The following is a 24,435-nucleotide window of genomic DNA, read 5'->3' as shown; positions in this document are numbered from 1 at the left end:
TGTTCTTGCAGCTTTAGTTTAAATTTAAGTTATTGTTTTTATGCAATTTATCCACTTACTTAAGAATAAGATGGTTGGCGTTGTGACCACAGGAGATGTCTAGCAGTGATCTATAAATCGGTGGCTGATCGACTCAGGATCAGGGTAAACGGTGCCGAGTGTCGGGTGGGAGATGTGTTGCCGGGCGAAAAAGCGCTGGCAGAACAGTATGGCGTCTCCCGCATGACCATTCGCAAAGCGGTAGACATGTTGATCGAGTGGGGATTGGTCGAGCGGCGCCACGGCAGCGGCACCTATGTGACGAAAAAGGATGTCCAGCATGAGACCAAAGGGCTGAGCGGGTTTACCGAACTGATGCGCGAGCAGGGGCGCACTTTGACCAGCCAGGTGTTGGAATTTCGCACCATGCCTGCGCCACCGGCCATCGCCAGTCAGCTGAGGGTGAAGGTGAATGAACCCGTCTATTACTCCAGCCGGATCCGCTCGGTGGATGGTCGGGCTCTGCTGCTGGAAGAGAGCTATATGCCGGTCAGACTGTTTCGCAATCTGTCGGTCGCCCATCTGGAAGGGTCAAAATTCGACTACATCGAACGGGAGTGCGGCATCGCGATTGCGGGCAACTATGAGTGCTTCAATGCCGTGCTGGCGGATCGGGCTACTGCCGAGCTGCTCCATATCGAGCAGGGGGCCCCTATCCTGCGGCTCACCTCGCTCTCATACAGCGAGAGCGGAGAGTTCCTCAACTACTCCATCATGTTCCGTAATGCCAACGACTATCACGTTGACTACCACCTCCACCGTGCCCGCGGCTAGTTCCTGGCTGGTGAGGCGGTGTGTCGTTGAAAGAGGGGAGAGCCTGCGAGGGAGGCATTGGCCATAACTCCTCCCTCGGCCCATGCAGATCAAAATAATCAACTCAAATGTTAGTTATCCTTGCTGCCGGATCCGGATGTAGGCAGTGGGGGATGCATGAGCGTGATTGAAGCGATAACCATGGTGGCCGGTATGGTTTATCTGGTGTTGTTGGCGTGGCAGGTGCGCACCGGTTTGCCGGGGCGTCTTGCGCTCGGCCTGCTGGGGCTGGTCTGGTTGCTGGCGGCGGACAGCCTGCTCTGGCTCGCACTGGGGACGGTCACCGCCGTGCTTGCCCTCCGGCATCAGAGGCGGCCGCTGCCCGAGTTCGGGGCGATCGACAGTCAGCAGTTGCGGGCAGGCACTCGCCATCTGCTGCTGCTCTGCTGGGGGCTGGTCACAGTGCAATACAGCCTGCATATCTGGCAGTTGGGACAGGGGATGAGCCCCTGGCTGGTGCGCCCGGACGTGGTGGATGCCTTCCTGCCCATCGCCGGTGGCCTCGGGCTGCGGGCCTGGTTCGCGCAGGGGCTGGTGGATCCCCACCATCCGGCGGCCACCGTCACCGTACTGGTGCTCTCCCTGTCGGCCCTGCTGCTGGGGCGGGCGCTCTGTGCCTGGTTCTGTCCGCTCGGGCTGGTGGGGGAATGGCTGCATGGCCTGCGCCACCGGTTGCTGCCGGGGGAGTGGAGCCCGCCGCGCTGGCTGGATCTTGCCCTGCGCACCCAGAAATTTCTGGTGCTCGGCTTTCTGCTCTTCATCATCCTGCTGGCGGTGCCGGCTGCTGCCCTGCCCGGCTACTTCACCAGCCCCTACCATCAGGCGGCGGATATGAAGATGGGGGCCTTCTTCTTCAACCTGACCCTGATCTCGGGTCTGTGCCTCGGCTGGGTGTTGCTGCTTACCGCGACCTTTCGTCAGGGATTCTGCCGCTACCTTTGCCCCTATGGCGCCTGGCTCGCCCTGCTGGGGCTACTGACGCCGCTGCGCATTCGCCGCGACCCTGCCCGCTGCCTGCGAAGCCAAGGTCACGGCTGTGACAAGTGCAGCCGGGCCTGTCCATCGCGCATTGCGGTGCACCAGCTTATCGCGGTACGCAGCCTGGAGTGCACCGGCTGCCTGAGCTGCGTGGCCGCCTGCCCCAAGCGGGTCGAGGCCCTGCACCTTGGCAGCAAGGTGCATCGGCTCGCACCAAGCCGTTTGCTGGGGCTGCTCTGCCTGTTGCTGCTGGTGCTGCCGTTGCTTGCGTATGGCCTGCTGGATATCTGGGCCAGCCAGACGCCGCTGGCGATACGGGCTCACCTGCTGCAACTGTTGCCACAGCTGACCCATTAACCGGGGAGGGTGACAGTGTGACCATGGCGCAAGGTCACAGGGTATGCACATGGACACCCTCGGGCGTCCGTTTTCTTATTCGGGCGGGTATGGGATGAGGAGAGCAGGGCAGGCCGATTGGCTTACAGGCTGGCGAAATCTACTTCCGGCAGGGTTTCGAAGCCGGGGCGGGCAAACAGATAGCCTTGCATCAGGCTGATGCCCATCTCCCGCAGGCAGGCCATCTCTTCGCGGGTTTCGATCCCCTCCGCCAGCGGGGTGATCTGCAACTCGGCAAACAGCGCCAGACAGTGGCGCACTATGGCTTGTCGGGTCGGGTCATGGTCGATGCCGCGCAGCAGGTGCATATCGAGCTTAACGATGTTGGGGTGAAAATCGGCCAGCAGGTTGAGGCCCGAGTAACCGGCGCCAAAGTCATCGATCGCCGTTTTGAAGCCGAGGGCCTGATAGTGATCGACGATACTGCGGAGATGCTGGCTATCCTGCACCTGCTCCACCTCGGTCAGCTCGAACATGATCTGCTCGATGGGGAAGAGGTGCTCGCGGGCCGCCTGCAGAGTGGTGCGGATGCAGCGCTCCGGGCGGTAGACCGCATTGGGCAGAAAGTTGATGCTCAGCATGCCCCGCATCTCGAGCCGGGCGGCCAGTGCGATGGCCTTGATGCGGCACAGCTGGTCGAAGCGGTAGCGATTGCCATCGTTGACCCGGGTAATCACGCTCTGCGCCGGCTCGTTGTTGAGCCCCCGCACCAGCGCCTCGTAGCCGAAGATGGTGCGCTGGCTGCAATCGACGATGGGCTGAAAGGCCATGGTGAAGTCGAAGTCGAGATCGGCTTTCTCCTGACACAGCTGGCAGATGGCGGGGGACGGGGCGGCAGGTATATCCATGACTTTCCTCTTGGGCGTGGCGGCGCTGGGCACTATCTCAAATGATAACAGCTCATTACCGCCCTGCAGGTTCGATTAGCGAAGCGTAATCGGACGATCGAGAGGCTTTTGTTTCGGTTGTTCCTGCGAGTCAGGGTTGGCCAGCCGGAGTTGGAAATTCGGCTGGCCGTTATGGCGATAGAGCCTATTTACGCTAACGTCCGATTACGCCTGACGGCTAATCTAACCTACGAGATAGAAATATTTTAGATAAATGATTTAATCCTCATCATCAATACTATTTAGATAATGGGCTATAATATCGCCGTGGCATTTATCTGGCTTGCAAAAACATCCTAATGTTTTCCCTCGAAGAGTTAAAAAATCACTCTTATCAACATTGATGAATTTATTGTATTCAAAGTCATATTCAAATTTTCTTATGACCTCATCTCTATCACCATCTTCACCTATTGCGTAAGGGTTACCCCATTTAGACCCTCTCCCGATGTATTCATATGTTGAGTCACTTTTAATGCCATTAAATTGGCTGTCTTTTTTGATGTTTATTACTCTTGTTATGGCTATTTTTATTCTGCGAATGGGGATGTTCATTGATTTAAAGATATCATACTCGAAAGAAAACTCGTGTCCATCATCAAAAATAATAGCGTGAGTCGGTCTTGCATTATTGATATCAATAACAGATTCTACAGTAACATCGCTACAGGCGCGGCTAGATAAGAAACCATGATGGTCCTCAACATAAAGTAAAGTATGCGCCTTCATTTTTGACGTTATGTTGTCCAGTTTTCGGTGGAATTTACTCTCGCAGAGAAATTCTTTTGGGTAAAGAACAATTATTCTTATCATCAGTAAAGGTGCTTTATCTGAAAGTTTGTTTCAGAATACTTTGCAAGGTATTCAAGCACAAGCCTGCGATGACATTGGTGCGGTTTGTGTTCGCTACACAACAAGCATCCGTCATATAAGTCATTAATTTTAATGTTTTTTTCTATGTTTCTTCTTGCCATTAGGTTGAGGAACTCTTCCTCGTATTGAGTCCAAGAGAGCTTCTTTTTTTGATATGTAGCAAGTAGTTCCTTGGTCGGTGCTAATTCTGGTAAGTGTACATATTCTGCCTGCGTCAGTCTGCTTAAAAAAAATGACAAGTCATCTCTTTTCGCAAAACCAGACAATTGTGAAGTATTGTTGACCCTCACATCAACAATCCTCTTTATATTATTACTAGCGATAAGTGTAAAAAAGTCCTCAGCACTTTTTTGAGTAAATCCAATGGTATAAATGTTCATTTAGTATTCTCTTAATTCTTTGTAGTAATTAGGGAATGTATATATTCCATTTACTTGAATCCAATATCCATTATGTTGGCTAGGTGGTTGATATGCTCGGCTAAGACCGACCCTTAAAAAGGCGGTTTCTTGTGAATTTATGAAATAATTAAGTTTGTCCAGTTCATTTATACCATGTTTTTCTTGAGCAAAATCATGAAATCCCAAATCAGTAATTGGTAAGTAATTAAACCATGTGCCTGCACCGTCTTGAAAGTTAACTTTTAGTTTTCCTGGTTTAAACTTATCTTCAATTATACTTATTGTCCTTGGATTTACTTTGATAGTGATAATGGATGTGTTAATGTCGTGACCTATTGGAATATGTTTTTGCTTATGTTCTAAGGCAATTTTGAAACCTGTGCTGACGTCAGGAACACAGCTGTCATTTAATATTTTGTAGAACATTCCTTTATTACAGGCATCTACTAATGTTAATCCCTCATAATTATGATCTTCAGTATGTGGGCCTGTTGGATTGGGTGATTTTTTAAATTTTCCCTCAATTATAGAGCCAGGTATTATTTTTAATTTTTCGCAGTTTTCAAATCTTATATATGGCATTGGTCTTATACATGACCCTGTTTCTATATCGATACCTGCCATGCAGACTAGATCTTTATTGTGGAATCTCGTTAAGTCTGTAATTACGATTTTACTCATGCTTCACCATATGAACATTTGTGTCATTAGTGGCTATTGTAAGGACGTACTGGTGTAACTAATGTGACTCGAATAACAAAAACGGCGCCTTACGGCGCCGTTTTTAATATCACTTACCCAACCATATCACTGCAGCAGGGAGATATCCGCGACTTGCAGGAACAGGTTGCGCAGGTTGTTCAGCAGTGCCAGACGGTTGGCCTTGAGGGCTTCGTCGTCGGCCATCACCATCACTTCGTTGAAGAAGGTGTCGACCGGCTCGCGCAGGGCGGCCAGACGGGTGAGGGCAGCCTGATAGTCACCGGCAGCGAACAGCGGGGCCAGTTCGGCTTGCAGTTCGGCAACCTGGGTGGCCAGCGCCTTCTCGGCGGCATCTTGCAGCAGTTCCGGTTTGACGGCAGTCGGCAATTCGCCTTCGACCTTGGCCAGAATGTTGCTCACGCGCTTGTTGGCGGCAGCCAGTGCCAGTGCGGCATCCAGCGTGCGGAAGTGGCTGACGGCCTTGACGCGACGATCGAAGTCGAGCGGACGGGTCGGGCGGCGGGCCAGTACGGCCAGCACCACGTCGGCACCGATGCCTTCGTCCTGATAGGCGGCGCGGAAGCGGCCCAGCATAAAGTCGACCACGTCGGTGACGACGGTCTTGTTGGTCAGCTTGTCGCCGTAGACGCGTACCGCTTCTTCAACCAGTTCAACCAGATCCAGATCCAGCTGCTTCTCGGTCATGATGCGCAGGGCACCGATGGCGGCGCGACGCAGGGCGAACGGGTCTTTATCACCCTTCGGCAGCATGCCGATGCCGAAGATACCGGCCAGGGTGTCGAACTTGTCGGCCAGCGCGACGGCGCAGGCAACCAGACCGGACGGCAGGGCATCGCCGGCAAAGCGCGGCATGTACTGCTCGTTGAGGGCCACGGCAACCGCTTCATCTTCGCCATCGTGACGGGCGTAATGCATCCCCATGACACCCTGGGTGTCGGTGAACTCGCCGACCATGTTGGTCATCAGGTCACACTTGGAGAGCAGACCGGCACGGCGGGCCTGAGTCACGACGGCATTATCGCCACCACTGATACGCTCGGCGATAAAGCCGGCGACGGTCTCGATGCGCTCGACCTTGGCCTTGACGGTGCCCAGCTGTTGCTGGAACAGCACGGTTTCAAGGCGCGGCAGGCGGGAGGCCAGGGTCTGCTTGAGGTCGGTCTTGAAGAAGAACTCGGCGTCTGAGAGACGGGGGCGAACCACCTTCTCGTTGCCGCTGATGATCTGGCTCGGGTCTTTGGACTCGATGTTGGTGACGAAGATGAACTTCGGCAGCAGCTTGCCGTTCTTGTCGTAGACCGGGAAGTACTTCTGGTCACCCTTCATGGTGTGAACCAGCGCCTCAGCCGGCACGGCCAGGAACTTCTCTTCGAAGTTGGCGGTCAGCACCACAGGCCACTCGACCAGTGCAGTCACTTCTTCCAGCAGGGCGTCGTCCAGATCGGCCACGCCACCGAAGGCGGCAGCGGCCGCTTCGACGTCAGCCTTGATCTTGGCCTTGCGCGCCATAAAGTCGGCAATCACCATGCCGCGCTCCTGCAGGATCTGCGGGTACTGGCTGGCGTTGTCGATGGTGAACTCGCTCTCGCCCATAAAGCGGTGGCCGCGGATGGTGCGGGCAGAGTCGATACCCAGAATGTAGGCGGGGACCAGCTCGCCATCCAGCAGCAGGGTCACGGTGAAGACCGGACGCACGAACTGGATGGTCTTGTCGCCCCAGCGCATCATTTTCGGGATGGGTAGCTTGGCCAGTGCAGCAGCAACCAGCTCGCCCAGCAACTCTTTGGCCGGACGGCCTTCGACCTTGGCGGTGTGAACCAGCCACTCGCCCTTGTCGGTGACCAGACGCTCGGCCTGCTCAACTGTGATGCCGTTGCCACGGGCCCAGCCTTCGGCAGCCTTGGTCGGCTTGCCTTCGGCATCGAACGCCTGCGCCACGGCTGGGCCGCGCTTCTCGACGCTCTTGCTCGGCTGTTCGCCAGCCAGCTCGCTTACCTTCAGCGCCAGACGGCGCGGTGAGGCAAACCACTCGACGTCGCCGAAGGCCAGATCGGCCTTGGTCAGTTCGGCTTTGAAGTTGTCGGCAAAGGCTTCGGCCAGGGAGCGCAGGGCTTTGGGCGGCAGCTCAGCAGTACCGATCTCTACCAGAAATGTATGTTGTGCCATGTCCGTTCCTTAACCTTGCTTGTTCTCACTGCGCTGACACATAGGGAAGCCCAGCGCTTCGCGGGAGGCGTAGTATGCCTCTGCCACGGCCTTGGTCAGGGTGCGAATGCGCAGGATGTAGCGCTGACGCTCGGTGACCGAGATGGCCTTGCGGGCATCCAGCAGGTTGAAGGAGTGAGCGGCTTTGAGGATGCGCTCGTAGGCAGGCAGCGGCAGCGGTTTTTCCAGTGCCAGCAGGTTCTGGGCTTCCTTCTCGTACTGCTCGAAGCAGTGGAACAGGAACTCCACATCGGCGTGTTCGAAGTTGTAGGTGGATTGCTCCACTTCGTTCTGGTGAAACACGTCGCCGTAGGTGGTCTTGCCCAGCGGGCCGTCAGACCAGACCAGATCGTAGACGCTGTCCACGCCCTGAATGTACATGGCCAGACGCTCGAGACCGTAGGTGATCTCGCCGGTGACCGGCTTGCACTCGAGGCCGCCCACTTGCTGGAAGTAGGTGAACTGGGTCACTTCCATGCCGTTCAGCCACACTTCCCAACCCAGACCCCAGGCACCCAGCGTCGGGTTTTCCCAGTTGTCTTCCACGAAGCGGATGTCGTGGATTTCAGGATCCATGCCCAGCTCTTTCAGGGAGCCCAGATAGAGTTCCTGAATGTTGTCGGGGGAAGGCTTGATGATTACCTGGAACTGGTAGTAGTGCTGCAGGCGGTTCGGGTTTTCACCGTAGCGGCCGTCGGTCGGACGGCGGGACGGTTGCACGTAAGCGCAGGCGATGGGCTCCGGGCCCAGGGCACGCAGACAGGTCATGGGGTGGGAAGTACCGGCACCCACTTCCATATCCAGCGGCTGAATGATGGTACAGCCCTGGCGGGACCAATAGTCCTGCAGCTGCAGGATCAGGCCCTGAAAGGTTTTGACATCGAATTTTTGCATAATTTTTTTCGCGCGAAGTGAAAATCAGAGCAAGATTTGCTGAATGTGAACCGAGGGAGTATACCGTCTGGCATGGTCGGATAATAGGCGAAATTGCAGCGGATTCGCGGGATGGTGCTGCGCTGTGGCTGGTCGGGCGGGATGTCCGGTATATGATGTGAGCAGTGCCGCCTGCAGAGTGGGCAGGGTCGGGCAAACCGCTGAAATGACGAGGGAGAGGAAATGGAACTGCGCTGCGCCTGGGTGACCAAAGACCCGGAATATATTGAATACCATGACAAACAGTGGGGCAGGCCGGTCTATGACTCGCGCGAGCTGTTTGCCAAGCTCTGCCTCGACGGCCAGCAGGCGGGGCTGTCGTGGATCACCATCCTCAAGCGCACCGAGAGCTATTACCGCGCCTATGCGGACTTTGATCCGGTACAGATTGCCCGGTTCGACGAGCAGGATGTGGAGCGGTTGATGCAGGACAGCGGCATTATCCGCAACCGGCTCAAGGTGCAGTCGATCATCAGAAATGCCCGCGCTTATCTGGCGTTGCAGGAGCAGGGGATCGACTTCGCCGACTACCTGTGGGGCTTTGTCGGCGGCGCCCCCATCGTCAACCAGCGGCAGGGCAACGGCGATATTCCGGCGACCTCGCCGGAGTCGGATGCCATGTCGAAAGCGCTCAAGAAGCTCGGCTTCAACTTCGTTGGCAGCACCATCTGTTACGCCTTTATGCAGGCGGTGGGGATGGTGAACGATCATCTGGTCAGCTGTCCTTGCCACGCCGAGTGTCAGTTACCGCGCTGACAGTCCGCCGATTGCACAAAAAAACACCACTCTCGCCATCTGTTCAGGCTTGCGTCAGACAATGGCGTGCCAGCGCGTTACAATCCGGCCCCCGGCATGGTGCCGGATTGTTTTCACAGAGGTTTTTTCATGCGAGCCAAGATCCTGGTGCCTGCTCTGGCACTGACCGTTGCCCTGAGCGGCTGTACCACCAACCCCTACACAGGTGAATCCCAGACCTCCAAAGGTGCCTGGGGCGCGCTGGCTGGCGCCGCTGCCGGTGCGGCCGTAGGTGCGCTCTCCTCCAGCAAGGGTGACCGCAAGAAGGGCATCCTGACCGGCGTTGCTGCTGGCGCAGCCCTGGGTGGCGGTATCGGCTACTACATGGACGTGCAGGAAGCCAAGCTGCGCGAGAAACTGCAGGGCACCGGCGTCAGCGTGACCCGCAATGGCAATGAGCTGATCCTCAACATGCCGAACAACGTCACCTTCGACAGCTCCAGCTCCCAGCTGAAAGCGGCCGGTGCCAACACCCTCTCCGGCGTGGCCATGGTCGTTGCCGAGTTCGACAAGACCCGCCTGAACGTGGTCGGTCACACCGACAGCACCGGTTCCCGCGATCTGAACATGAAGCTCTCCCGCGATCGTGCCGATGCCGTTGCCGCCCAGCTGATTGGTCAGGGCGTAGCAGGTAGCCGCATCTCCACCACCGGCGTAGGCCCGGATCAGCCGGTTGCTACCAACAGCACCGCCGCTGGCAAAGCCCAGAACCGCCGCGTGACCATTACCCTGACCCCGACCGCCTAAGTCGTTCAGGTTTCGGTAACGAAAAGGCCCCGCCAGTGATGGCGGGGCCTTTTGCTATCCAGCTGTCGGTATGACTGTTTAGACAGCCGCAGTCAGCTGCACTTCGACCTTGTAGCCCTCGTGGGCGAGGCGGGCTTGTACGCAGGCGCGCACGGGTGCGGTGCCAGCCGGGATCCAGGCATCCCACTGCTCGTTGAAGGCAGCGATGTCCTGAATGTCTTTGAGATAGATATTGGCCATCAGGATCTTGTCGACGCCGGAGCCGTTGGCTTCCAGCAGGCGCTGCAGGCTTGCCAGCACTTCGCGGGTCTGCTGGTGGATGTCGGCCTCTTCGCTGACGGGCACTTCCACCACGTAGAGGGTGCCATTGTGGATGACCACGTCTGACCAACGCTGGGTGGTGCCGATTCGGGTAATGGTTGTCATGGAGTGCTCCGGTACGGGGGCTTATTGACCCTTGCGGATCAGGTAGCGGTAGGGGGCCTGCTCTGTCTCGCTGGCGACCAGGGTGTGATCCATAAAGCGGCAGAAACTGGGGATGTCGCGGGTGGTTGAAGGATCGTCAGCGCTGACCAGCAGGGTCTCGCCATCCGCCATCAGCCGCACTTTCTTGCGAACCATCATAACGGGTTCCGGGCAACGAAGCCCGATTGCGTCCAACTCGTGGGTTGCGCCGCAGAATAAATCACTCATCTATTATCAACCTTCAACCTATTCGGCTGCCAATGATACTCAGGGCTAAAAAATAATCAAACAAACGACCCATTCACCAGCATATGTAACCGAAATGTTATTCGACCCTATCCAGCTTGCGCCGGACGAGTAATATAAAAATTGAACCATATTCAACAAGGAGGTGAATATGCAGGTCTCCTACGGCAGATTACAAGCCTATGCAGGCATGGGGTTCTTGTCCTTCGCCATGATAGTGATGGGCAGCCCGATCGGGAATACCGGTACCTGGTTCGGCTCCATGGTGATGGTCGGGTTGGGGCTCTGGATCGAGCTCAGCGATTACTATGACGAGGATGAGGACGAGAACGATCAATCCTGAATCGGATGACGATTCAGCAACAAAGGCGGAGCAATTCCGCCTTTGTCATTTCTGCCGTTTGGCTATGTGCCCGGATCAGCGGGTCGAGCGCATCGCCCGCTCCAGATGCAGCGCCGTCTGCTCCGGGCTGGCCTTGGGGTCGTTGAAGAAGTTGCTCAGCACATCGAGGATTGCCTGCCGCATATTGGTCGGCGTCGCCATCCCTTCTGCCATGCTGGGCAGCAGGTTGTCCTGCTTTTCCGCCAGCAGGAAGTCCTGATAGGAGCGGACTGCGCAGCGGTCGAACTTGCTCATGTCGGGGTTGGTCAGCGCCGGGATCGACCCCTTCACCCGATTGAACTCCTCCTGAAATTGCGGCGTCATCAGCAGTTGGGCCAGATCCCCCTGCGCCTGCAGCTGGGCCGGATCCCGCTGTTTGAACATGGCGATGGAGTCGAGGTTGTAGCTGAACAGTCCGGCGCTGCCCGGGCTCGGCAGGCAGGCGATATCCTCACCCGGTCGGTAGTTGCCCGCACTCAGTTCACCCTTCACCCAGTCCCCCATCAACTGCATGGCGGCGCCACCGCTCTCCAGCAGATTGGTGGCCTGATGCCACTTCAGACCAGCGTATTTTTGCGGCACATAGGCGCGCAGTTGCTGGAAACGGGTCAACACCCGCACCATATCGGGGCCGGTCAGGGTGGCGCTGTCCTGTTCGAGGAACGCCTTGCGATAGAATTCTTTTCCGCCCTCACCGAGCGCCACCGTTTCAAACAACACCGCCAGCTGCCAGGGCTCGTTGCCGATGGCGAGCGGAGTGATGCCCCGTTTTTTAAGCTGGTCGGCGACGGTAACAAACTGGGCCCAGTCGGTGGGTGGAGTCAGCTTGTTGCGCTCGAAGATCTTGCGGTTGAGCCACAGCCAGTTGACCCGGTGGATGCCGGTGGGCACCGCCATCAGGGCGCCATTCTGGCTGAGGGTGGCACGCACCATGGGCGGCATCTGACTGTACCAGCCGAGGTGTTCGGCCATGGGGGTGAGATCGCGCAAAAAGCCCAGCCCGGCCCACTCCTTGAGCTCGTAACCCTTGAGGTGGGCCGCTTCGGGCGGGTTGGCCGCCAGCGCCCGGCTCTTCAATACCGTCATGGCACTCTTGCCGCCGCCGCCCTGTACCGCGAAGTCGTTCCACTGGTTGCCCTGTTTGGTCCACTCGGATTTGAGCACTTCGACCGCTTTCGCTTCGCCGCCGGACGTCCACCAGTGCAGCACTTCCACCTGGGAGGCGGCAACGGGAGCAGAGAGCAGGGCGATGACAGAAAAAGACAACCACTTCATAAGGTTACTGCCTTGGTAGGGAGAGCGTGGCCTGCAGGCCACCTTGAGGACGGTTTTCCAGCACCAGATCGCCGCCGTGGGCGTGGGCTATGTTGCGGGCGATGCCAAGACCGAGGCCGGTGCCGGCCTGATCGGTACTGAGCCGGTAATAGGGTTCGAAGATGCGCTCAAACTTATCGTCTGGCAGGCCGGGGCCCTCATCCATGATGAAGAGGATCAGCATCTCCTCGTCATCCATGATGATGATGCGCACCCGCTGGCCGTACTTGATGCCGTTGTCTACCAGATTGCCGATGCAGCGCTTGAGCGCCAGCAGCTTGCCGCGGTAGGGCCACTTGCAGTGGCCTTCGATGGTCAGCCGCTCGTCGTGCAGGTTCATCGACTCCGCCATCTGCTCAAGCAGGGCGTTGATATCGATCTCCTCGATATTCTCGTGAATGTCGGTCTCTTTGACCGTCTGCAGCGCCCCTTTCACCATCAGCTCCAGCTCGTCGAGATCCTTGTTGAACTTGGCGATTTGCACCTCGTCGTCGAGCAGTTCGACCCGCAGCCGCAGTCGGGTGATGGGGGTCTTGAGGTCGTGGGAGATGGAGCTGAACAGCCGCTCTCTATCGTCGATATAGCGACGAATGCGGTGCTGCATGATGTTGAAGGCGCGGGTGGCCGCCACGATTTCCGATGCTCCTTCCTCCTTGAGCGAAGGTTGGTCGATATCCTTGCCCAGATTCACCGCCGCCTTGGCGAGACGGCGCAGCGGGCGGGTCTGCCAGCGCACCAGCATAAAGGTGAAGAAGCAGAGGAACACCGTCATCAGGGCGATGAAACGCACCTGGTTGCTCGGCATCACGGTATCGTCGAGGGTCATGTAGGGGGCGGGCAGCAGGGCCGCCAGATAGAGCCACTCCCCCTTTTCGATCTCGATCTGGGTCACCAGCACCGGCGGATTGAGCGGCTCCAGCGACAGGGTGTAGCGGGCCCAGGAGGAGGGAAGATCCGCCAGCAAGGTGTCGTTGTTGAAGACGTGGAGGTCGTCGGGCCGGGAGAAATCCACCTTGATCGCCATGGCGTCGGAGAGCTTGCGGGTCAGCACTCCCTGCACCTCCTCCAGCACCTGCGTCTTGCGTTCGCTGTCGGGGATGGCGTTGATGTGGATCTCTTCCTCGTTGAGCGAGACGAAGAAGCGGCTGCCCCCCATGTTGCGCAGCTGGTCCAGCGCGATATGGCGATACTGCAGCGGCAGGGATTTGAAGAAGTTGACGGTGGAGGCGGCAGACATGGCGAGGTTGCGGGTGGTGCTGAGCATCCCCTCCAGCTCCCGCTTCTGGATCTGCTGCATCCAGATGCCGGTCAGAATGGTCTGGGAGAGCAGGATGGCCAGCAACAGCAGCAGGATCATCCGTGACAACAGGGAGCGGGGCACCAGCGCCCCCCAGGACCACTTGTTGCTCATGGCAGCTCGTGCACCTCGGCAATCAGCATGTAGCCGCTACCGCGGATGGTTTTGATGATGCGCGGGCTCTTGCCGTTGTCGCCCAGCTTCTGGCGCAGACGGCTGATCTGCACGTCGATACCGCGCTCCATCGGCAGGCTTTCGCGGCCGCGGGTGGCATCCGAGATGGTGTCCCGATCCAGCACCACGCCGGGCTGTTGCAGGAACATGCCGAGCAGCATGGCGTCGCTGCCGGAGAGATCCAGCAGGCTGCCATCATCATGGGTCAGCTGGTGGCTCAGGGTGTCGAGGGTCCACTCGGCAAAACGCAGGCGGCGGCTCGGCTCTTTCTCTTTTTCCGGCTGGCGGAATTCGGCGCGGCGCAGCAGCGCCTTGATGCGGGCCTGCAGTTCACGGGGGCTGAACGGCTTGGCGATATAGTCGTCGGCGCCGAGTTCGAGGCCGATCACCCGATCCGCTTCGTCGGAGGCGGCGGTCAGCATGATGATGGGCACCTGGGAGTCACGACGGATCTGCTGGCAGAGGGTAAAACCATCCTCGCCGGGCATCATGATGTCCAGAATAATCAGGTCCGGGCTGTGCTGGGCGAGTTGCTGGCGCATCTCATTGCCCTCCGCCGCCGTCAATACCTGAAAGCCCGCCCGAGTCAGGTACTCATTGAGCAGCTCGCGGATCTCTTGGTCGTCATCGACGATCAGCAGTTGTTTGCTCATTGACATATGTATGTGCATCCACCCATTTTTTTGTGCAGATTGAACCTGTCGGGGGAGTAAAAAGCAAGCAAGCCCCCTATCTAATGTGAGGTTTAAGGCAATAACAGCCTATTGATAAGATTAAAACGAAAAAAGGCCGACCCAAACGGGACGGCCAACAGACAGCTTCTGACCACTGACGAGCACCCCGTGTGGCGATCGTCACAGACTTGAAAAGGGGCCAGTCAGACTGGCCCCGAAAAGGGACAACTCTCAGTAGTGCATCCCGTCGATCCGGCTGGTTATCACACCCGTTCAAACACGGTGGCGATACCCTGACCCAGACCGATACACATGGTGGCAACCCCCAGGGTGGCATCCTTCTCCTCCATCAGATTGATGAGGGTAGTGGAGATGCGGGCACCGGAGCAGCCGAGGGGGTGACCCAACGCAATGGCGCCGCCGTTGAGGTTTACCTTCTCGTCCACCAGATCCTGCAGACCCAAATCCTTCACGCAGGGCAGGGACTGGGCGGCAAACGCCTCGTTTAGTTCGAACAGGTCTATATCACCGACTGTCAGACCAGCCCGTTTGAGCGCCTTCTGGGTCGCCGGCACCGGGCCGTAACCCATGATGGCGGCGTCGCAGCCGGCGATGGCCATGGCACGAACCTTGGCGCGCGGCGTGAGGCCGAGGGCCTTGGCGCGATCCGCGCTCATCACCAGCATGGCGGCGGCGCCATCGGACAGGGCCGAGGAGCTGCCGGCAGTGACGGTGCCGTTGACCGGATCAAACACCGGGCGCAGCTGGCTCAGTGTTTCAACCGTGGTCTCCGGGCGGATCACCTCGTCGTAGTCGTAGAAGAAGCGGGCGCCGCTGGCGTCATGGCCTTCCAGCCCGACGATCTCCTTGGCAAAGCGTCCTTCCACGGTGGCGGCGTGAGCTCGGCGGTGGGAGCGGGCGGCAAACTCGTCCTGCTGCTGGCGGCTGATGCCGTGCAGCTTGCCGAGCATTTCGGCGGTCAGCCCCATCATGCCGGAGGCTTTCGCCACCGACTTGGCCATGCCGGGATGGAAGTCAACGCCGTGGCTCATCGGCACGTGACCCATATGCTCGACGCCGCCGATGATGAAGATATCCCCATCACCTACCTGAATGGCGCGAGAGGCATCATGCAGCGCCTGCATACTGGAGCCACACAGGCGGTTGACGGTGACTGCCCCTACCTGCTTCGGAATGCCGGCCAGCAGCGCGGCGTTGCGGGCGATGTTGAAGCCCTGCTCCAGGGTCTGCTGCACGCAGCCCCAGTAGATATCCTCGATCTCGTTCGGGTCGAGGTTGGGGTTGCGCAGCAGGATGGATTTCATCAGGTGCGCGGACAGATCTTCTGCACGCACGTTGCGGAAGGCGCCGCCCTTGGACCGGCCCATCGGGGTCCGGATACAGTCGACAATGACTACGTCTTTCATGAATGGATCTCCTTTCCGCAATCAGTAGAAGGTTTTGCCCTGGGCAGCCATCTCGCGTAAGCGGTCGCTGACGCGGTAGAGCGGGCCCAAGTCGGCATACTGGTCGGCCATGGCCACGTAGCGATCCAGACCGATAGTGTCCAGATAGCGGAACACGCCGCCGCGGAAGGGAGGGAAGCCCAGACCGTAGACCAGTGCGATGTCGGCTTCGGCTGGCGTGGCAACAATGCCCTCTTCCAGACAGAGCACCACCTCGTTGATCATCGGGATCATCATGCGGGCGATGATGGCGTCCTTGTCGAAATCCTGTTTCGGCTTGGCGATGGGGGCCAGCAGCTCGTAGCTGGCGGCGTCAGCCACCTTCTTCGGCTTGCCCTTCTTGTCCTGCTCGTAGGCGTAGAAGCCCTTGCCGTTCTTCTGACCGAAGCGGTTCACTTCGTACATCACGTCGATGGCGGTGCGGCCTTCCTTGCTCATGCGTGCCGGGAAGCCCTGCGCCATCACGTCACCGGCATGGTGACCGGTGTCGATGCCGACCACGTCCAGCAGGTAGGCGGGGCCCATGGGCCAGCCGAACTCTTTCTCCATCACCTTGTCGACGGCGGCGAAGTCGGCGCCATCGGCAACCAGTTTGTTGAAGCCGAAGAAGTAGGGGAACAGCACGCGGTTGACGAAGAAGCCCGGGCAGTCGTTGACCACCACCGGGGACTTGCCCATGGCGGCGGCATAGGCCACCACGCGGTTGATGGTTTCATCGGAGGTTTGCTCGCCGCGGATGATCTCCACCAGTGGCATGCGGTGCACCGGGTTGAAGAAGTGCATGCCGCAGAAGTTCTGCGGGCGCTTCAGCCCCTTGGCCAGCAGGGAGATTGGGATGGTGGAGGTGTTGCTGGCGAGCACTGCGTCTTCGCCAATGATCCCTTCCACTTCGCCCAGTACGGCGGCCTTCACTTTCGGGTTCTCGACCACGGCTTCGACCACCACATCCACATGCTTGACGTTGTCATAGCTGAGAGTCGGAGTGATGGCGGAGAGCACCTGGCCCATCTTGATGCCGTCGATGCGGCCCTTCTCGAGCTGGCCGTTGAGCAGCTTGGTGGCTTCGCCCATGCCAAGTGCCAGCGCCTTCTCGTTGATATCTTTCATCACCGCCGGAATGCCCTTGCTGGCAGACTGGTAGGCGATGCCGCCCCCCATGATGCCGGCACCCAGTACGGCGGCGTGGCCAGTGGCCTTAGCAGCCTGCTTGGCCGCCTTCTTGGCCAGCGCCTTGATGTGCTGATCGTTCAGGAAGATACCGACCAGTGCCTTGGCTACATCGGTCTTGGCCAGCTTGATAAAGCCCTGTGCCTCAACGACCAGCGCTTCGTCACGGCTCATACCTGCGGCGGCCTCGACGGTTTTCACCGCGGTCATAGGCGCCGGATAGTGTTTGCCCGCCACGGCGGCAACCATGCCGGCGGCGGTGGTGAAGCTCATCATGGCTTCCAGTTTGGAGAGGCGCAGCGGCGCTTTTTTGGCGGCGCGACGGCTCTGCCAGTCCAGCTTGCCCGCAATGGCGTCCTGGATCATCTGCAGCGCAGCGCTCTGCAGCGCGTCAGGGGCGACTACGGCGTCGATAGCGCCCACCTTGAGGGCGTCATCGGCACGGTAATCCTTACCGGTGGTGATCCACTCGAGCGCGTTGTCGGCGCCGATCACTCGCGGCAGACGGACTGTGCCGCCAAAGCCCGGCATGATGCCGAGTTTGGTCTCGGGCAGGCCGATTTTGGCGGTGGTGTCGGCCAGACGGAAGTCGGTGGAGAGAATGGTCTCGCAGCCGCCGCCCAGAGCGTGACCCTTGATGGCGGAGAGGGTAGGCACCGGCAGATCTTCGATGGCATTGAAGATGTCGTTGGCCTTTTTCAGCCAGCCGAGCAGATCTTCTTGCGGCAGATCGAACAGTTCCAGGAATTCGGTAATGTCGGCACCGACGATAAAGGCGTCTTTGCCGGAGGTGAGGATCAGACCTTTTAGTTCACGTTCTTGTTGTAATGCGGCGATCGCTTCGCTCAGGGAGAGCAGGGTAGCGCGATCCAGCTTGTTGACTGAACCCGGGGCATCAAACCTCAGCTCGGCGATGCCGTTTTCGAGGTAGCTGACCGACAGGGTTTCGCCTTGGTAGATCATGAGAGTGTCTCCTTGTTCCCACTCAGTGGGGAGTGGTGCTCCTTTATCCCCAGCAGGGGGCGAGGCTCACTATTGATCCAAAAGGAGACATTTTCAACACCTATTTAAAACATTTGTTTAACAGTTATCGAGTAAAAGCTCCTCATCACAAAATGAGCAAAAGAGAGGCGCCTTGCGGCGCCCCGGATAGATGTGAGTTTGTTATCAACTGGCCAGTTCCGGCCGGTTGCGATACTGGTTCAGCACCTCGGGATCGGCGAGGGCATGGGTGTTGTTAACCGGCCGGTTGTGTACCACTTCACGCACCGCCAGTTCGACGATCTTGCCGGACTTGGTGCGGGGGATGGCATCCACCTGCAGGATGCGGGCGGGCACGTGGCGGGCGGTGCAATGTTGCTTTATTTGCTGGCGGATCCGCTCGCGCAGCGGCTCATCCAGCTTGCAGCCAGCCTTGAGCTTGACGAACAGCACCACCCGCTCGTCCTGCTGCCACTGCTGGCCGATGACTATGCTCTCTTCTACTTCCTCCAACTGCTCGACATAGCGGTAGATCTCGCTGGTGCCGATACGCACGCCGCCAGGGTTGAGGGTGGCGTCGGAGCGGCCGTAGAACAGAATGCCACCGGTCGGGGTTAGCTCAATCCAGTCGCCGTGGCACCAGATGTTGTCGAACCGTTCGAAGTAGGCGGCGTGGTACTTGTCGCCATTTTCGTCACCCCAGAAGTAAATGGGCTGGGCCGGGAACGGCTTGGTACAGACCAGTTCGCCCTTCTCCCCCTGCACCGGCTGGCCCGCTTCGTTGAATACCTGCACCGCGAGACCGAGGCCGCGCCCCTGACTCTCGCCGCGATAGACAGGGCTGAGCGGGTTGCCGATGACGAAGCAGGAGCAGATATCGGTGCCGCCTGAGATGGAGCTGAGCTGCACATTCTGCTTTATCTGCTGATAGACGTAGTCGAATCCCTCCGGCGACAGCACAGAGCCGGTGCTGCAGATCAGCCGCAAGTACGGCAAGTCGTGGCTCTTGATGGGGGCATAACCCTGCTTGTGCAGCGCATCAAGATATTTGGCCGAGGTACCGAACAAGCTGACCTGCTCGTCACGGGCGAGATCCCACAGCACATTGCCATCCGGGTAAAATGGCGAGCCGTCATAGAGCACCAGGGTGGCGCCGGAGGCGAGGGCGCTCACCAGCCAGTTCCACATCATCCAGCCGCAGGTGGTGAAGTAGAAAATTCGCTCCCCCGGTTTGATGTCGCAGTGCAGTTGGTGCTCTTTCAGATGTTGCAGCAGGGTGCCGCCAATCCCGTGCACGATGCACTTGGGTTTGCCGGTGGTGCCGGAGGAGTAGAGGATATAGAGCGGGTCATTGAAAGCCATCGGCTCGAAAGCGAGCTGGGCACCGTGCTGGCTTGCCAGCACTTGCTGCCAGTCGTGACCAAGCTGCAGCGGGTTGCCGAGCAGGGGGATCATCACCGTCTGCTCTATGCTGTCGATCTGGCTGACGACCCCTGCCACTTTGTCCTGAATATCGATGGCCTTGCCGTTGTAGCGATAGCCATCCACGGTAAACAGCACCCGCGGCCGTGTCTGGCCGAAGCGCTCTACCACGCTGGCCTCGCCAAAGTCGGGGCTGGTGGAGGTCCAGATCGCCCCCAGACTGGTGGTTGCCAGCATGGCTACCACGGTTTCCGGAATATTGGGCAGATAGGCGGCGACCACATCGCCACGACCAATCCCATGATGACGCAGCCACTGAGCCAGCCGGGCAACCTGATCACTCAGTTCACCCCAGCTCAGAGTACGGCTTGGACCCCCTTCGATGCGGGATATGATGGCCGGGCTCTCGTCCTGACGGCGCAGCAGGTTTTCGGCGAAGTTGAGGCAGCTATCGGGGAACCAGCGGGTGCGCTGCATATCCTGACGGTTCTCCGCCACTATGTTGCCGAGCTCGCCCTTGACGCCACAGTGCTGCCATACCAGTGGCCAGAAACGGGTAGTCTTCTCCACCGACCATTGGTAAAGCTGCGGGTAATTCTGCAACTGCAAGCCGTGGAAACGGTTCACCTCCGCCATAAAACGGTAGAGGTTGGATTGCTGCATCCCGAGCGGATCTGGTTGCCACAGGCAGAGGTTGTCCATGAGTAATCCCTGACTTCATGTATCTACCGGCAGTGTATTGAATTGTTTTTGATTTGTTAATGATTGGTTTTCTGTTGATAACAAACACGTTTGTAACGTATGCGTTACCTCACGAAGCGGCAGCTTGACGGGTCGAGCCGCCAAGCTCTTGATGTTATGCTGCAATTACATTCACCTCGGAGCAGGACGCCATGAGCAGCTACAGCCAACTTTTTGCCCAGCACCTCGATACCTTGCAGCAGCGCAGCCGCGACATTCTGCAACAACAGGGGCTCAGCGGACTGGCCATCCACTCCGGCCAGACTCACCGTATCTTCCTCGATGATCAGGATTACCCGTTCAAGGTAAACCCGCACTTCAAGGCCTGGTTGCCGGTACTGGACAATCCCCATTGCTGGCTGCTGGTGGACGGGGTGAACAAACCGGTATTGCTGTTCTACCGCCCGGTGGATTTTTGGCACAAGGTGGCGGATCTGCCCAATGCCTTCTGGGTCGAGTTCTTCGATATCCGTTTCCTGACCCGGCCGGAACAGGTGGCTGATCACCTGCCAGCCAACAAACAGGAGTGGGCCTATCTGGGCGGCCATCTGGAAGTAGCCGAACTGCTTGGTCTGACCCAGCCCAATCCCGAGGCGGTGCTCAATTACCTGCACTATCACCGCGCCTACAAGACCCCCTACGAGCTGGAGTGCCTGCGTGAGGCGAACCGGATCGGGGTACGTGGCCATATCGCCGCCAAGGACTCCTTTATGGCGGGGGCGAGCGAGTTCGAGATCAATCTGGCCTACATGAAAGCGGTCGGGCAGGGAGCCAATGAGGCGCCCTACGGCAATATCGTCGCCATCAACCGCAATGCGGCCATCCTTCACTACACTCATTTGTCTGCCGTGCGGGTGCCGGATGCGGAGCGCCACTCCTTCCTGATCGATGCCGGCGTCGATTTCCACGGTTATGCCTCCGATATCACCCGTACCTGGGCGTGGCGGCGAGGCGAGTTTGCCGATCTGATTGCAGCCCTCGACGAGCAGCAGCAGGAGATCATCAAGGAGATCAAACCGGGTCGCCGCTACAGCGAGCTGCATCTGCAGATGCACCACAAGCTGGCGCGCCTGCTGCAAGCGACCGAGCTGGTGGACATGTCGGTTGACGAGATGATCAACACCGGGGTGACCAACGTCTTCTTCCCTCACGGCCTCGGCCACTTCCTCGGTCTGCAGGTACACGATGCGGGTGGTTTCATGCAGGATGAGCGCGGCACCCATCTGGCGGCGCCCGAGCTGTTCCCCTATCTGCGCTGCACCCGGGTGATGGAGGTGGATCAGGTGTTCACCATCGAGCCGGGACTCTACTTCATCGACAGCCTGTTGGAGCCGCTGCGTCAGGGCGAACAGGGCAAACGGGTCAACTGGAACAAGGTCGAGGCACTGCGGCCGTTTGGCGGCATCCGCATCGAAGATAACATTGTGCTGCACGCCAACGGGGTGGAGAACATGACGAGACAAGCAGGGCTCTGATGGCGGCTGCTTACTCCATTCCGGCTGCCTCGCTGGAACTGACCGAAGAGATAAAGAAGAGCCGCTTCATTACCCTGATCGCCCACACCCCGACCGTCGAGGTGGCCAAGGGGTGGGTCAACGAGATCAAGCGCCAACATCCGACCGCTCGCCACCACTGCTGGGCTTTTGTAGCGGGCGCACCGCAAGATAGCCAGGTCTATGGCTTCAGCGATGATGGCGAACCGTCCGGTACGGCGGGCAAGCCGATCCTGGCCCAGTTGATGGGCTCGGGGCTCGGTGAAATCTGCGCCGTGGTGGTGCGTTACTACGGCGGCATCCAGCTTGGCACGGGTGGACTGGTCAAAGCTTATGGGGGCGGCGTGGGGGCAGCTCTCAAGCAGCTGCCAACCCTGCTCAAGGTGCCGCGTACTCCTTCCTCCATTCATTGCGACTATGGCGACATGGGCGTGGTCGAGTCACTGATAAGCAGTCACAACGGCGAGCTGCTGGCAGCCGATTACGGCCAGCAGGTCACCCTGCAGGTGGCGTGGGAGTCTGAAGTATGGGAGAGGGTTGACCGCGAATTGACCGATCGGACTCATGGGCGGGTATCCCTCCGTCCCTTAGATGGCTAGAATCCATCGCTCTTTACTTGGGGAAAGGGAGCTGTAATGCACATCCTGAGCATTATTCGCATTGTTGGCTTGCTGGTTGCGCTGTTCAGCTCGACCATGCTGTTGCCTGCGTTGGTGGCTTTTGGCTATCGGGATGGTGGTGGTGCCGAGTTCGTCAGCTCTTTTCTGATCGCCTTGCTACTCGGCGTGGTGCTCTGGTTTCCCAACCGCTATCACAAGAAGGAGCTCAGATCGAAAGAGGGTTTCCTCATTGTGGTGTTGTTCTGGGTGGTGCTGGGCAGTGTCGGTGCGGTTCCTTTCATCATCAGCGATGTACCTGGCATGTCAGTTTCGGAAGCCTTCTTCGAGTCGTTTTCCGGTCTGACCACCACGGGGGCTACGGTGTTGACCGGGTTGGATGATCTGCCCAAGGCATTCCTGTTCTACCGCCAGTTGTTGCAGTGGCTGGGAGGGATGGGGATCATCGTGCTGGCGGTAGCCGTATTACCGTTGCTTGGGATCGGGGGGATGCAGCTCTATCGCGCCGAGATCCCCGGGCCTGTCAAGGATACCAAGGTGACGCCGCGCATCGCCGAAACCGCCAAGGCACTCTGGTTCATCTATCTGTTGCTGACCTCGCTCTGCACCCTGGCTTACTGGATGGCGGGCATGACCTTGTTCGATGCCATCTGCCACTCCTTTTCCACCCTCTCCATCGGTGGTTTTTCTACCCACGATGCCAGCATAGGTTTCTTCAACAGCCCGGTTATCAACCTGATTACCGTGTTGTTCCTGTTGATCGGCAGTATCAACTTCGGCCTTCACTTCATGGTCTTCGCCCACAGGCCGGTACGGTTGTTCAGTTATCTGAGAGATCCTGAGGTGAAGGTGTTTCTCGGCATTCAGTTGTTCCTATTTCTGTTCTGTGCTGCAGTATTACTGCAACACAATCATTACGAACACTGGCAAGAGACCCTCAATCACGCTCTGTTCCAGTCAGTTTCGCTGGGTACGACAACTGGTTATAGCACCGCCAGCTATGCAGACTGGCCCTCTTTCCTGCCCATCATGCTGATGTTCTCCTCCTTTATCGGCTGCTGTGCCGGCAGTACCGGCGGTGGTATCAAGGTGATGCGCTTCATGATTCTCTTTATGCAGGGGATGCGGGAACTGAAACGGTTGGTACATCCAAGGGCCGTCTACACCCTGAAGCTGGGACGCAAGGCGGTGCCGGAACGGGTGGTTGAAGCGGTCTGGGGATTCTTCGCAACCTACATCATCCTCTTTGTGCTCTTTATGCTGGCGTTGATCGCGACGGGTATGAATGAGGTAACCGCCTTCTCGGCAGTGGCGGCAACTTTGACTAACGTTGGGCCTGGACTGGGAGATGTGGCTGCCAATTTCTCCGGTACCAGCGCACCGGCAAAGTGGATTCTGGTGTTGGCCATGCTGTTTGGCCGATTGGAAATCTTCACGCTTCTGGTACTGTTTACTCCTGCATTCTGGCGTAGTTGAGGTAGTTATGGACAAGATTCTGGTGCTTTATTCCTCTCGGGATGGCCAAACCCGCAAAATAGTCGATGTCATGCTGGAGCAGATGCCGGGATGCGAAGTGGTGATGCACGACCTGCACACCTTGCCGATGTGCAACCTCAGCAAGTATGCCAAGGTCTTGATCGGCGCCTCCATTCGTTATGGCAACTTCCATCCCAGCCTGTTCAGCTTTATTCATGCCCATCAGGAGCAGCTGGAGGTGGCCAATGCGGCCTTCTTCTGTGTCAACCTGACGGCCCGCAAGCCAGAGAAGCAGACGCCGCAAACCAATGCCTATATGAAGAAGTTCCTGCGCCTCTCGCCCTGGAAGCCGAAAACTCTGGGTGTGTTTGCCGGAGCGTTGCAGTACTCCCGCTACAACTGGTGGCAGACTCGCATCATCCAGCTGATCATGAAGATTACCGGTGGCAGTACCGACACCAGCAAGGACATTGAGTTTACCGATTGGGAAAAGGTGCGCAGCTTTGCACGCGAATTCTGGTCAAAAAGGTAGCTGTGTGATGTGAATTCAGGGCTTTTTGCCCGAAACAGCCCCGCCGACGCGGGGCTTTTGTTTAATAAAGCAACGGTTGAACCGGAAAACTGTAAAAAGTGCCATTTTTTGCATTTTCCCTCTTGTCATCCCGGCGCGGCTCCCTATAATGCGCCCCTACCAGCACGGCGGAACACGCCGAACTGATGAGCCAGCTTC

General features: G+C 58.2%; 23 protein-coding genes. 9 read left to right on the top strand and 14 right to left on the bottom strand.

The genetic code is table 11. The features are described 5' to 3' along the window. The first annotated feature begins 105 nt into the window (after positions 1-105). Positions 106-813 carry a GntR family transcriptional regulator gene (locus G5149_RS19045; protein ID WP_421213368.1) on the top strand — a complete coding sequence of 236 codons (708 nt, stop codon included), beginning with the start codon at positions 106-108 and terminating at the stop codon, positions 811-813. Positions 814-969: 156 nt separating this feature from the next. Next, positions 970-2,187: a 4Fe-4S binding protein gene (locus G5149_RS19040; protein ID WP_421213367.1), complete on the top strand. Its 1,218-nt coding sequence runs from the start codon at positions 970-972 to the stop codon at positions 2,185-2,187. A gap of 122 nt (positions 2,188-2,309) precedes the next feature. Here G5149_RS19040 and G5149_RS19035 read toward each other — a convergent pair whose 3' ends face one another. The 6 genes from G5149_RS19035 to glyQ all read right to left on the bottom strand — a co-directional run bounded on the left by G5149_RS19035 (position 2,310) and on the right by glyQ (position 8,209). Next, the gene (locus G5149_RS19035; RefSeq protein ID WP_421213366.1) at positions 2,310-3,074 is read right to left on the bottom strand and encodes an EAL domain-containing protein; all 765 of its coding nucleotides are present in this window, start codon (positions 3,072-3,074) and stop codon (positions 2,310-2,312) included. A gap of 258 nt (positions 3,075-3,332) precedes the next feature. Next, positions 3,333-3,926, bottom strand: coding sequence for a DUF4326 domain-containing protein (locus G5149_RS19030; RefSeq protein ID WP_108541168.1), 594 nt, complete (start codon positions 3,924-3,926; stop codon positions 3,333-3,335). Further along, positions 3,926-4,366: a DUF488 family protein gene (locus G5149_RS19025; RefSeq protein ID WP_139433822.1), complete on the bottom strand. Its 441-nt coding sequence runs from the start codon at positions 4,364-4,366 to the stop codon at positions 3,926-3,928. Before G5149_RS19025 ends, G5149_RS19030 begins: the two co-directional genes overlap by 1 nt. After that, positions 4,367-5,068, bottom strand: coding sequence for a dual OB domain-containing protein (locus tag G5149_RS19020; protein ID WP_375061369.1), 702 nt, complete (start codon positions 5,066-5,068; stop codon positions 4,367-4,369). Between the two features lie 126 nt (positions 5,069-5,194). Next, complete coding sequence (gene glyS / locus G5149_RS19015) at positions 5,195-7,276, bottom strand: glycine--tRNA ligase subunit beta (protein ID WP_421213363.1); 2,082 nt, start codon at positions 7,274-7,276, stop codon at positions 5,195-5,197. A 9-nt stretch (positions 7,277-7,285) separates the two neighbouring features. After that, positions 7,286-8,209 (bottom strand): glycine--tRNA ligase subunit alpha, encoded by a 924-nt coding sequence (glyQ, locus tag G5149_RS19010; RefSeq protein ID WP_005339464.1) that lies wholly within the window; start codon positions 8,207-8,209, stop codon positions 7,286-7,288. Between the two features lie 222 nt (positions 8,210-8,431). Between glyQ and G5149_RS19005 the strand changes: the two genes are divergently transcribed. Both G5149_RS19005 and G5149_RS19000 read left to right on the top strand, forming a co-directional pair. Continuing rightward, positions 8,432-9,004 (top strand): DNA-3-methyladenine glycosylase I, encoded by a 573-nt coding sequence (locus tag G5149_RS19005; RefSeq protein WP_047434822.1) that lies wholly within the window; start codon positions 8,432-8,434, stop codon positions 9,002-9,004. 129 nt (positions 9,005-9,133) lie between these two features. Further along, positions 9,134-9,790 carry an OmpA family lipoprotein gene (locus G5149_RS19000; RefSeq protein ID WP_005339468.1) on the top strand — a complete coding sequence of 219 codons (657 nt, stop codon included), beginning with the start codon at positions 9,134-9,136 and terminating at the stop codon, positions 9,788-9,790. Between the two features lie 78 nt (positions 9,791-9,868). Here G5149_RS19000 and G5149_RS18995 read toward each other — a convergent pair whose 3' ends face one another. Both G5149_RS18995 and tusA read right to left on the bottom strand, forming a co-directional pair. Further along, a complete protein-coding gene (locus tag G5149_RS18995) occupies positions 9,869-10,216 on the bottom strand; it encodes a RidA family protein (RefSeq protein WP_005355943.1) in 348 nt (115 codons plus the stop codon). Between the two features lie 21 nt (positions 10,217-10,237). Then, positions 10,238-10,483: a sulfurtransferase TusA gene (gene tusA, locus G5149_RS18990; protein WP_005339470.1), complete on the bottom strand. Its 246-nt coding sequence runs from the start codon at positions 10,481-10,483 to the stop codon at positions 10,238-10,240. Positions 10,484-10,652: 169 nt separating this feature from the next. On the opposite strand from tusA, the gene G5149_RS18985 reads away from it, so the two are divergent. After that, positions 10,653-10,844 carry a hypothetical protein gene (locus G5149_RS18985; protein WP_005339471.1) on the top strand — a complete coding sequence of 64 codons (192 nt, stop codon included), beginning with the start codon at positions 10,653-10,655 and terminating at the stop codon, positions 10,842-10,844. Positions 10,845-10,919: 75 nt separating this feature from the next. On the opposite strand, the gene G5149_RS18980 is transcribed toward G5149_RS18985, so the two are convergent. From G5149_RS18980 to G5149_RS18955, 6 genes are all read right to left on the bottom strand, one after another. Then, entirely contained in the window at positions 10,920-12,158 is a 1,239-nt protein-coding gene (locus G5149_RS18980) for an ABC transporter substrate-binding protein (protein ID WP_021229266.1), read from the bottom strand. Positions 12,159-12,162: 4 nt separating this feature from the next. Beyond that, positions 12,163-13,608: an ATP-binding protein gene (locus G5149_RS18975; protein WP_021229267.1), complete on the bottom strand. Its 1,446-nt coding sequence runs from the start codon at positions 13,606-13,608 to the stop codon at positions 12,163-12,165. Beyond that, positions 13,605-14,327, bottom strand: a complete 723-nt coding sequence (locus G5149_RS18970; protein ID WP_005339475.1) for a response regulator — start codon at positions 14,325-14,327, stop codon at positions 13,605-13,607. The genes G5149_RS18975 and G5149_RS18970 overlap by 4 nt, the downstream gene beginning before the upstream one ends. 278 nt (positions 14,328-14,605) lie before the next feature. Next, positions 14,606-15,769: an acetyl-CoA C-acyltransferase FadA gene (gene fadA, locus G5149_RS18965; protein ID WP_005342451.1), complete on the bottom strand. Its 1,164-nt coding sequence runs from the start codon at positions 15,767-15,769 to the stop codon at positions 14,606-14,608. A 21-nt stretch (positions 15,770-15,790) separates the two neighbouring features. Beyond that, positions 15,791-17,938 carry a fatty acid oxidation complex subunit alpha FadB gene (gene fadB, locus G5149_RS18960; RefSeq protein ID WP_421213361.1) on the bottom strand — a complete coding sequence of 716 codons (2,148 nt, stop codon included), beginning with the start codon at positions 17,936-17,938 and terminating at the stop codon, positions 15,791-15,793. 204 nt (positions 17,939-18,142) lie between these two features. Continuing rightward, a complete protein-coding gene (locus G5149_RS18955) occupies positions 18,143-20,080 on the bottom strand; it encodes an acetoacetate--CoA ligase (protein WP_421213359.1) in 1,938 nt (645 codons plus the stop codon). A gap of 191 nt (positions 20,081-20,271) precedes the next feature. Between G5149_RS18955 and pepQ the strand changes: the two genes are divergently transcribed. From pepQ to hemG, 4 genes are read left to right on the top strand one after another with little or no spacing between them, the layout of a single operon-like run. Then, positions 20,272-21,594: a Xaa-Pro dipeptidase gene (pepQ, locus tag G5149_RS18950; protein ID WP_263085018.1), complete on the top strand. Its 1,323-nt coding sequence runs from the start codon at positions 20,272-20,274 to the stop codon at positions 21,592-21,594. Continuing rightward, on the top strand, positions 21,594-22,211 hold the full coding sequence (locus G5149_RS18945; protein ID WP_236348643.1) for a YigZ family protein: 618 nt from the start codon (positions 21,594-21,596) through the stop codon (positions 22,209-22,211). The genes pepQ and G5149_RS18945 overlap by 1 nt, the downstream gene beginning before the upstream one ends. A 36-nt stretch (positions 22,212-22,247) precedes the next feature. Next, entirely contained in the window at positions 22,248-23,705 is a 1,458-nt protein-coding gene (locus G5149_RS18940) for a TrkH family potassium uptake protein (protein WP_421213358.1), read from the top strand. 7 nt (positions 23,706-23,712) lie between these two features. Further along, positions 23,713-24,237, top strand: coding sequence for a menaquinone-dependent protoporphyrinogen IX dehydrogenase (hemG, locus tag G5149_RS18935; protein WP_005339483.1), 525 nt, complete (start codon positions 23,713-23,715; stop codon positions 24,235-24,237). Positions 24,238-24,435: the final 198 nt, after the last annotated feature.

The organism is Aeromonas sp. 600479 (genome assembly GCF_049175515.1).
In the GTDB taxonomy this organism is placed as follows: Bacteria; Pseudomonadota; Gammaproteobacteria; order Enterobacterales; family Aeromonadaceae; genus Aeromonas; species Aeromonas veronii_A.
The sequence above is the reverse complement of the archived record's forward strand: the minus strand, read 5'-3'. Positions and strand labels throughout refer to the sequence as shown.

Bases quoted from the DNA above. Each gene is read 5' to 3' on its own strand.
- hemG (WP_005339483.1), top strand. From the start codon at position 23,713: ATGGACAAGATTCTGGTGCTTTATTCCTCTCGGGATGGCCAAACCCGC.
- G5149_RS19020 (WP_375061369.1), bottom strand. From the start codon at position 5,068: ATGAGTAAAATCGTAATTACAGACTTAACGAGATTCCACAATAAAGAT.
- G5149_RS18970 (WP_005339475.1), bottom strand. From the start codon at position 14,327: ATGTCAATGAGCAAACAACTGCTGATCGTCGATGACGACCAAGAGATC.
- G5149_RS19000 (WP_005339468.1), top strand. From the start codon at position 9,134: ATGCGAGCCAAGATCCTGGTGCCTGCTCTGGCACTGACCGTTGCCCTG.
- G5149_RS19035 (WP_421213366.1), bottom strand. From the start codon at position 3,074: ATGGATATACCTGCCGCCCCGTCCCCCGCCATCTGCCAGCTGTGTCAG.
- tusA (WP_005339470.1), bottom strand. From the start codon at position 10,483: ATGAGTGATTTATTCTGCGGCGCAACCCACGAGTTGGACGCAATCGGG.
- G5149_RS18945 (WP_236348643.1), top strand. From the start codon at position 21,594: ATGGCGGCTGCTTACTCCATTCCGGCTGCCTCGCTGGAACTGACCGAA.
- G5149_RS18980 (WP_021229266.1), bottom strand. From the start codon at position 12,158: ATGAAGTGGTTGTCTTTTTCTGTCATCGCCCTGCTCTCTGCTCCCGTT.
- glyS (WP_421213363.1), bottom strand. From the start codon at position 7,276: ATGGCACAACATACATTTCTGGTAGAGATCGGTACTGCTGAGCTGCCG.
- G5149_RS18955 (WP_421213359.1), bottom strand. From the start codon at position 20,080: ATGGACAACCTCTGCCTGTGGCAACCAGATCCGCTCGGGATGCAGCAA.
- G5149_RS19030 (WP_108541168.1), bottom strand. From the start codon at position 3,926: ATGATAAGAATAATTGTTCTTTACCCAAAAGAATTTCTCTGCGAGAGT.
- glyQ (WP_005339464.1), bottom strand. From the start codon at position 8,209: ATGCAAAAATTCGATGTCAAAACCTTTCAGGGCCTGATCCTGCAGCTG.
- pepQ (WP_263085018.1), top strand. From the start codon at position 20,272: ATGAGCAGCTACAGCCAACTTTTTGCCCAGCACCTCGATACCTTGCAG.
- G5149_RS18995 (WP_005355943.1), bottom strand. From the start codon at position 10,216: ATGACAACCATTACCCGAATCGGCACCACCCAGCGTTGGTCAGACGTG.
- G5149_RS19040 (WP_421213367.1), top strand. From the start codon at position 970: ATGAGCGTGATTGAAGCGATAACCATGGTGGCCGGTATGGTTTATCTG.
- G5149_RS18975 (WP_021229267.1), bottom strand. From the start codon at position 13,608: ATGAGCAACAAGTGGTCCTGGGGGGCGCTGGTGCCCCGCTCCCTGTTG.
- fadB (WP_421213361.1), bottom strand. From the start codon at position 17,938: ATGATCTACCAAGGCGAAACCCTGTCGGTCAGCTACCTCGAAAACGGC.
- fadA (WP_005342451.1), bottom strand. From the start codon at position 15,769: ATGAAAGACGTAGTCATTGTCGACTGTATCCGGACCCCGATGGGCCGG.
- G5149_RS18985 (WP_005339471.1), top strand. From the start codon at position 10,653: ATGCAGGTCTCCTACGGCAGATTACAAGCCTATGCAGGCATGGGGTTC.
- G5149_RS19005 (WP_047434822.1), top strand. From the start codon at position 8,432: ATGGAACTGCGCTGCGCCTGGGTGACCAAAGACCCGGAATATATTGAA.
- G5149_RS19025 (WP_139433822.1), bottom strand. From the start codon at position 4,366: ATGAACATTTATACCATTGGATTTACTCAAAAAAGTGCTGAGGACTTT.
- G5149_RS18940 (WP_421213358.1), top strand. From the start codon at position 22,248: ATGCACATCCTGAGCATTATTCGCATTGTTGGCTTGCTGGTTGCGCTG.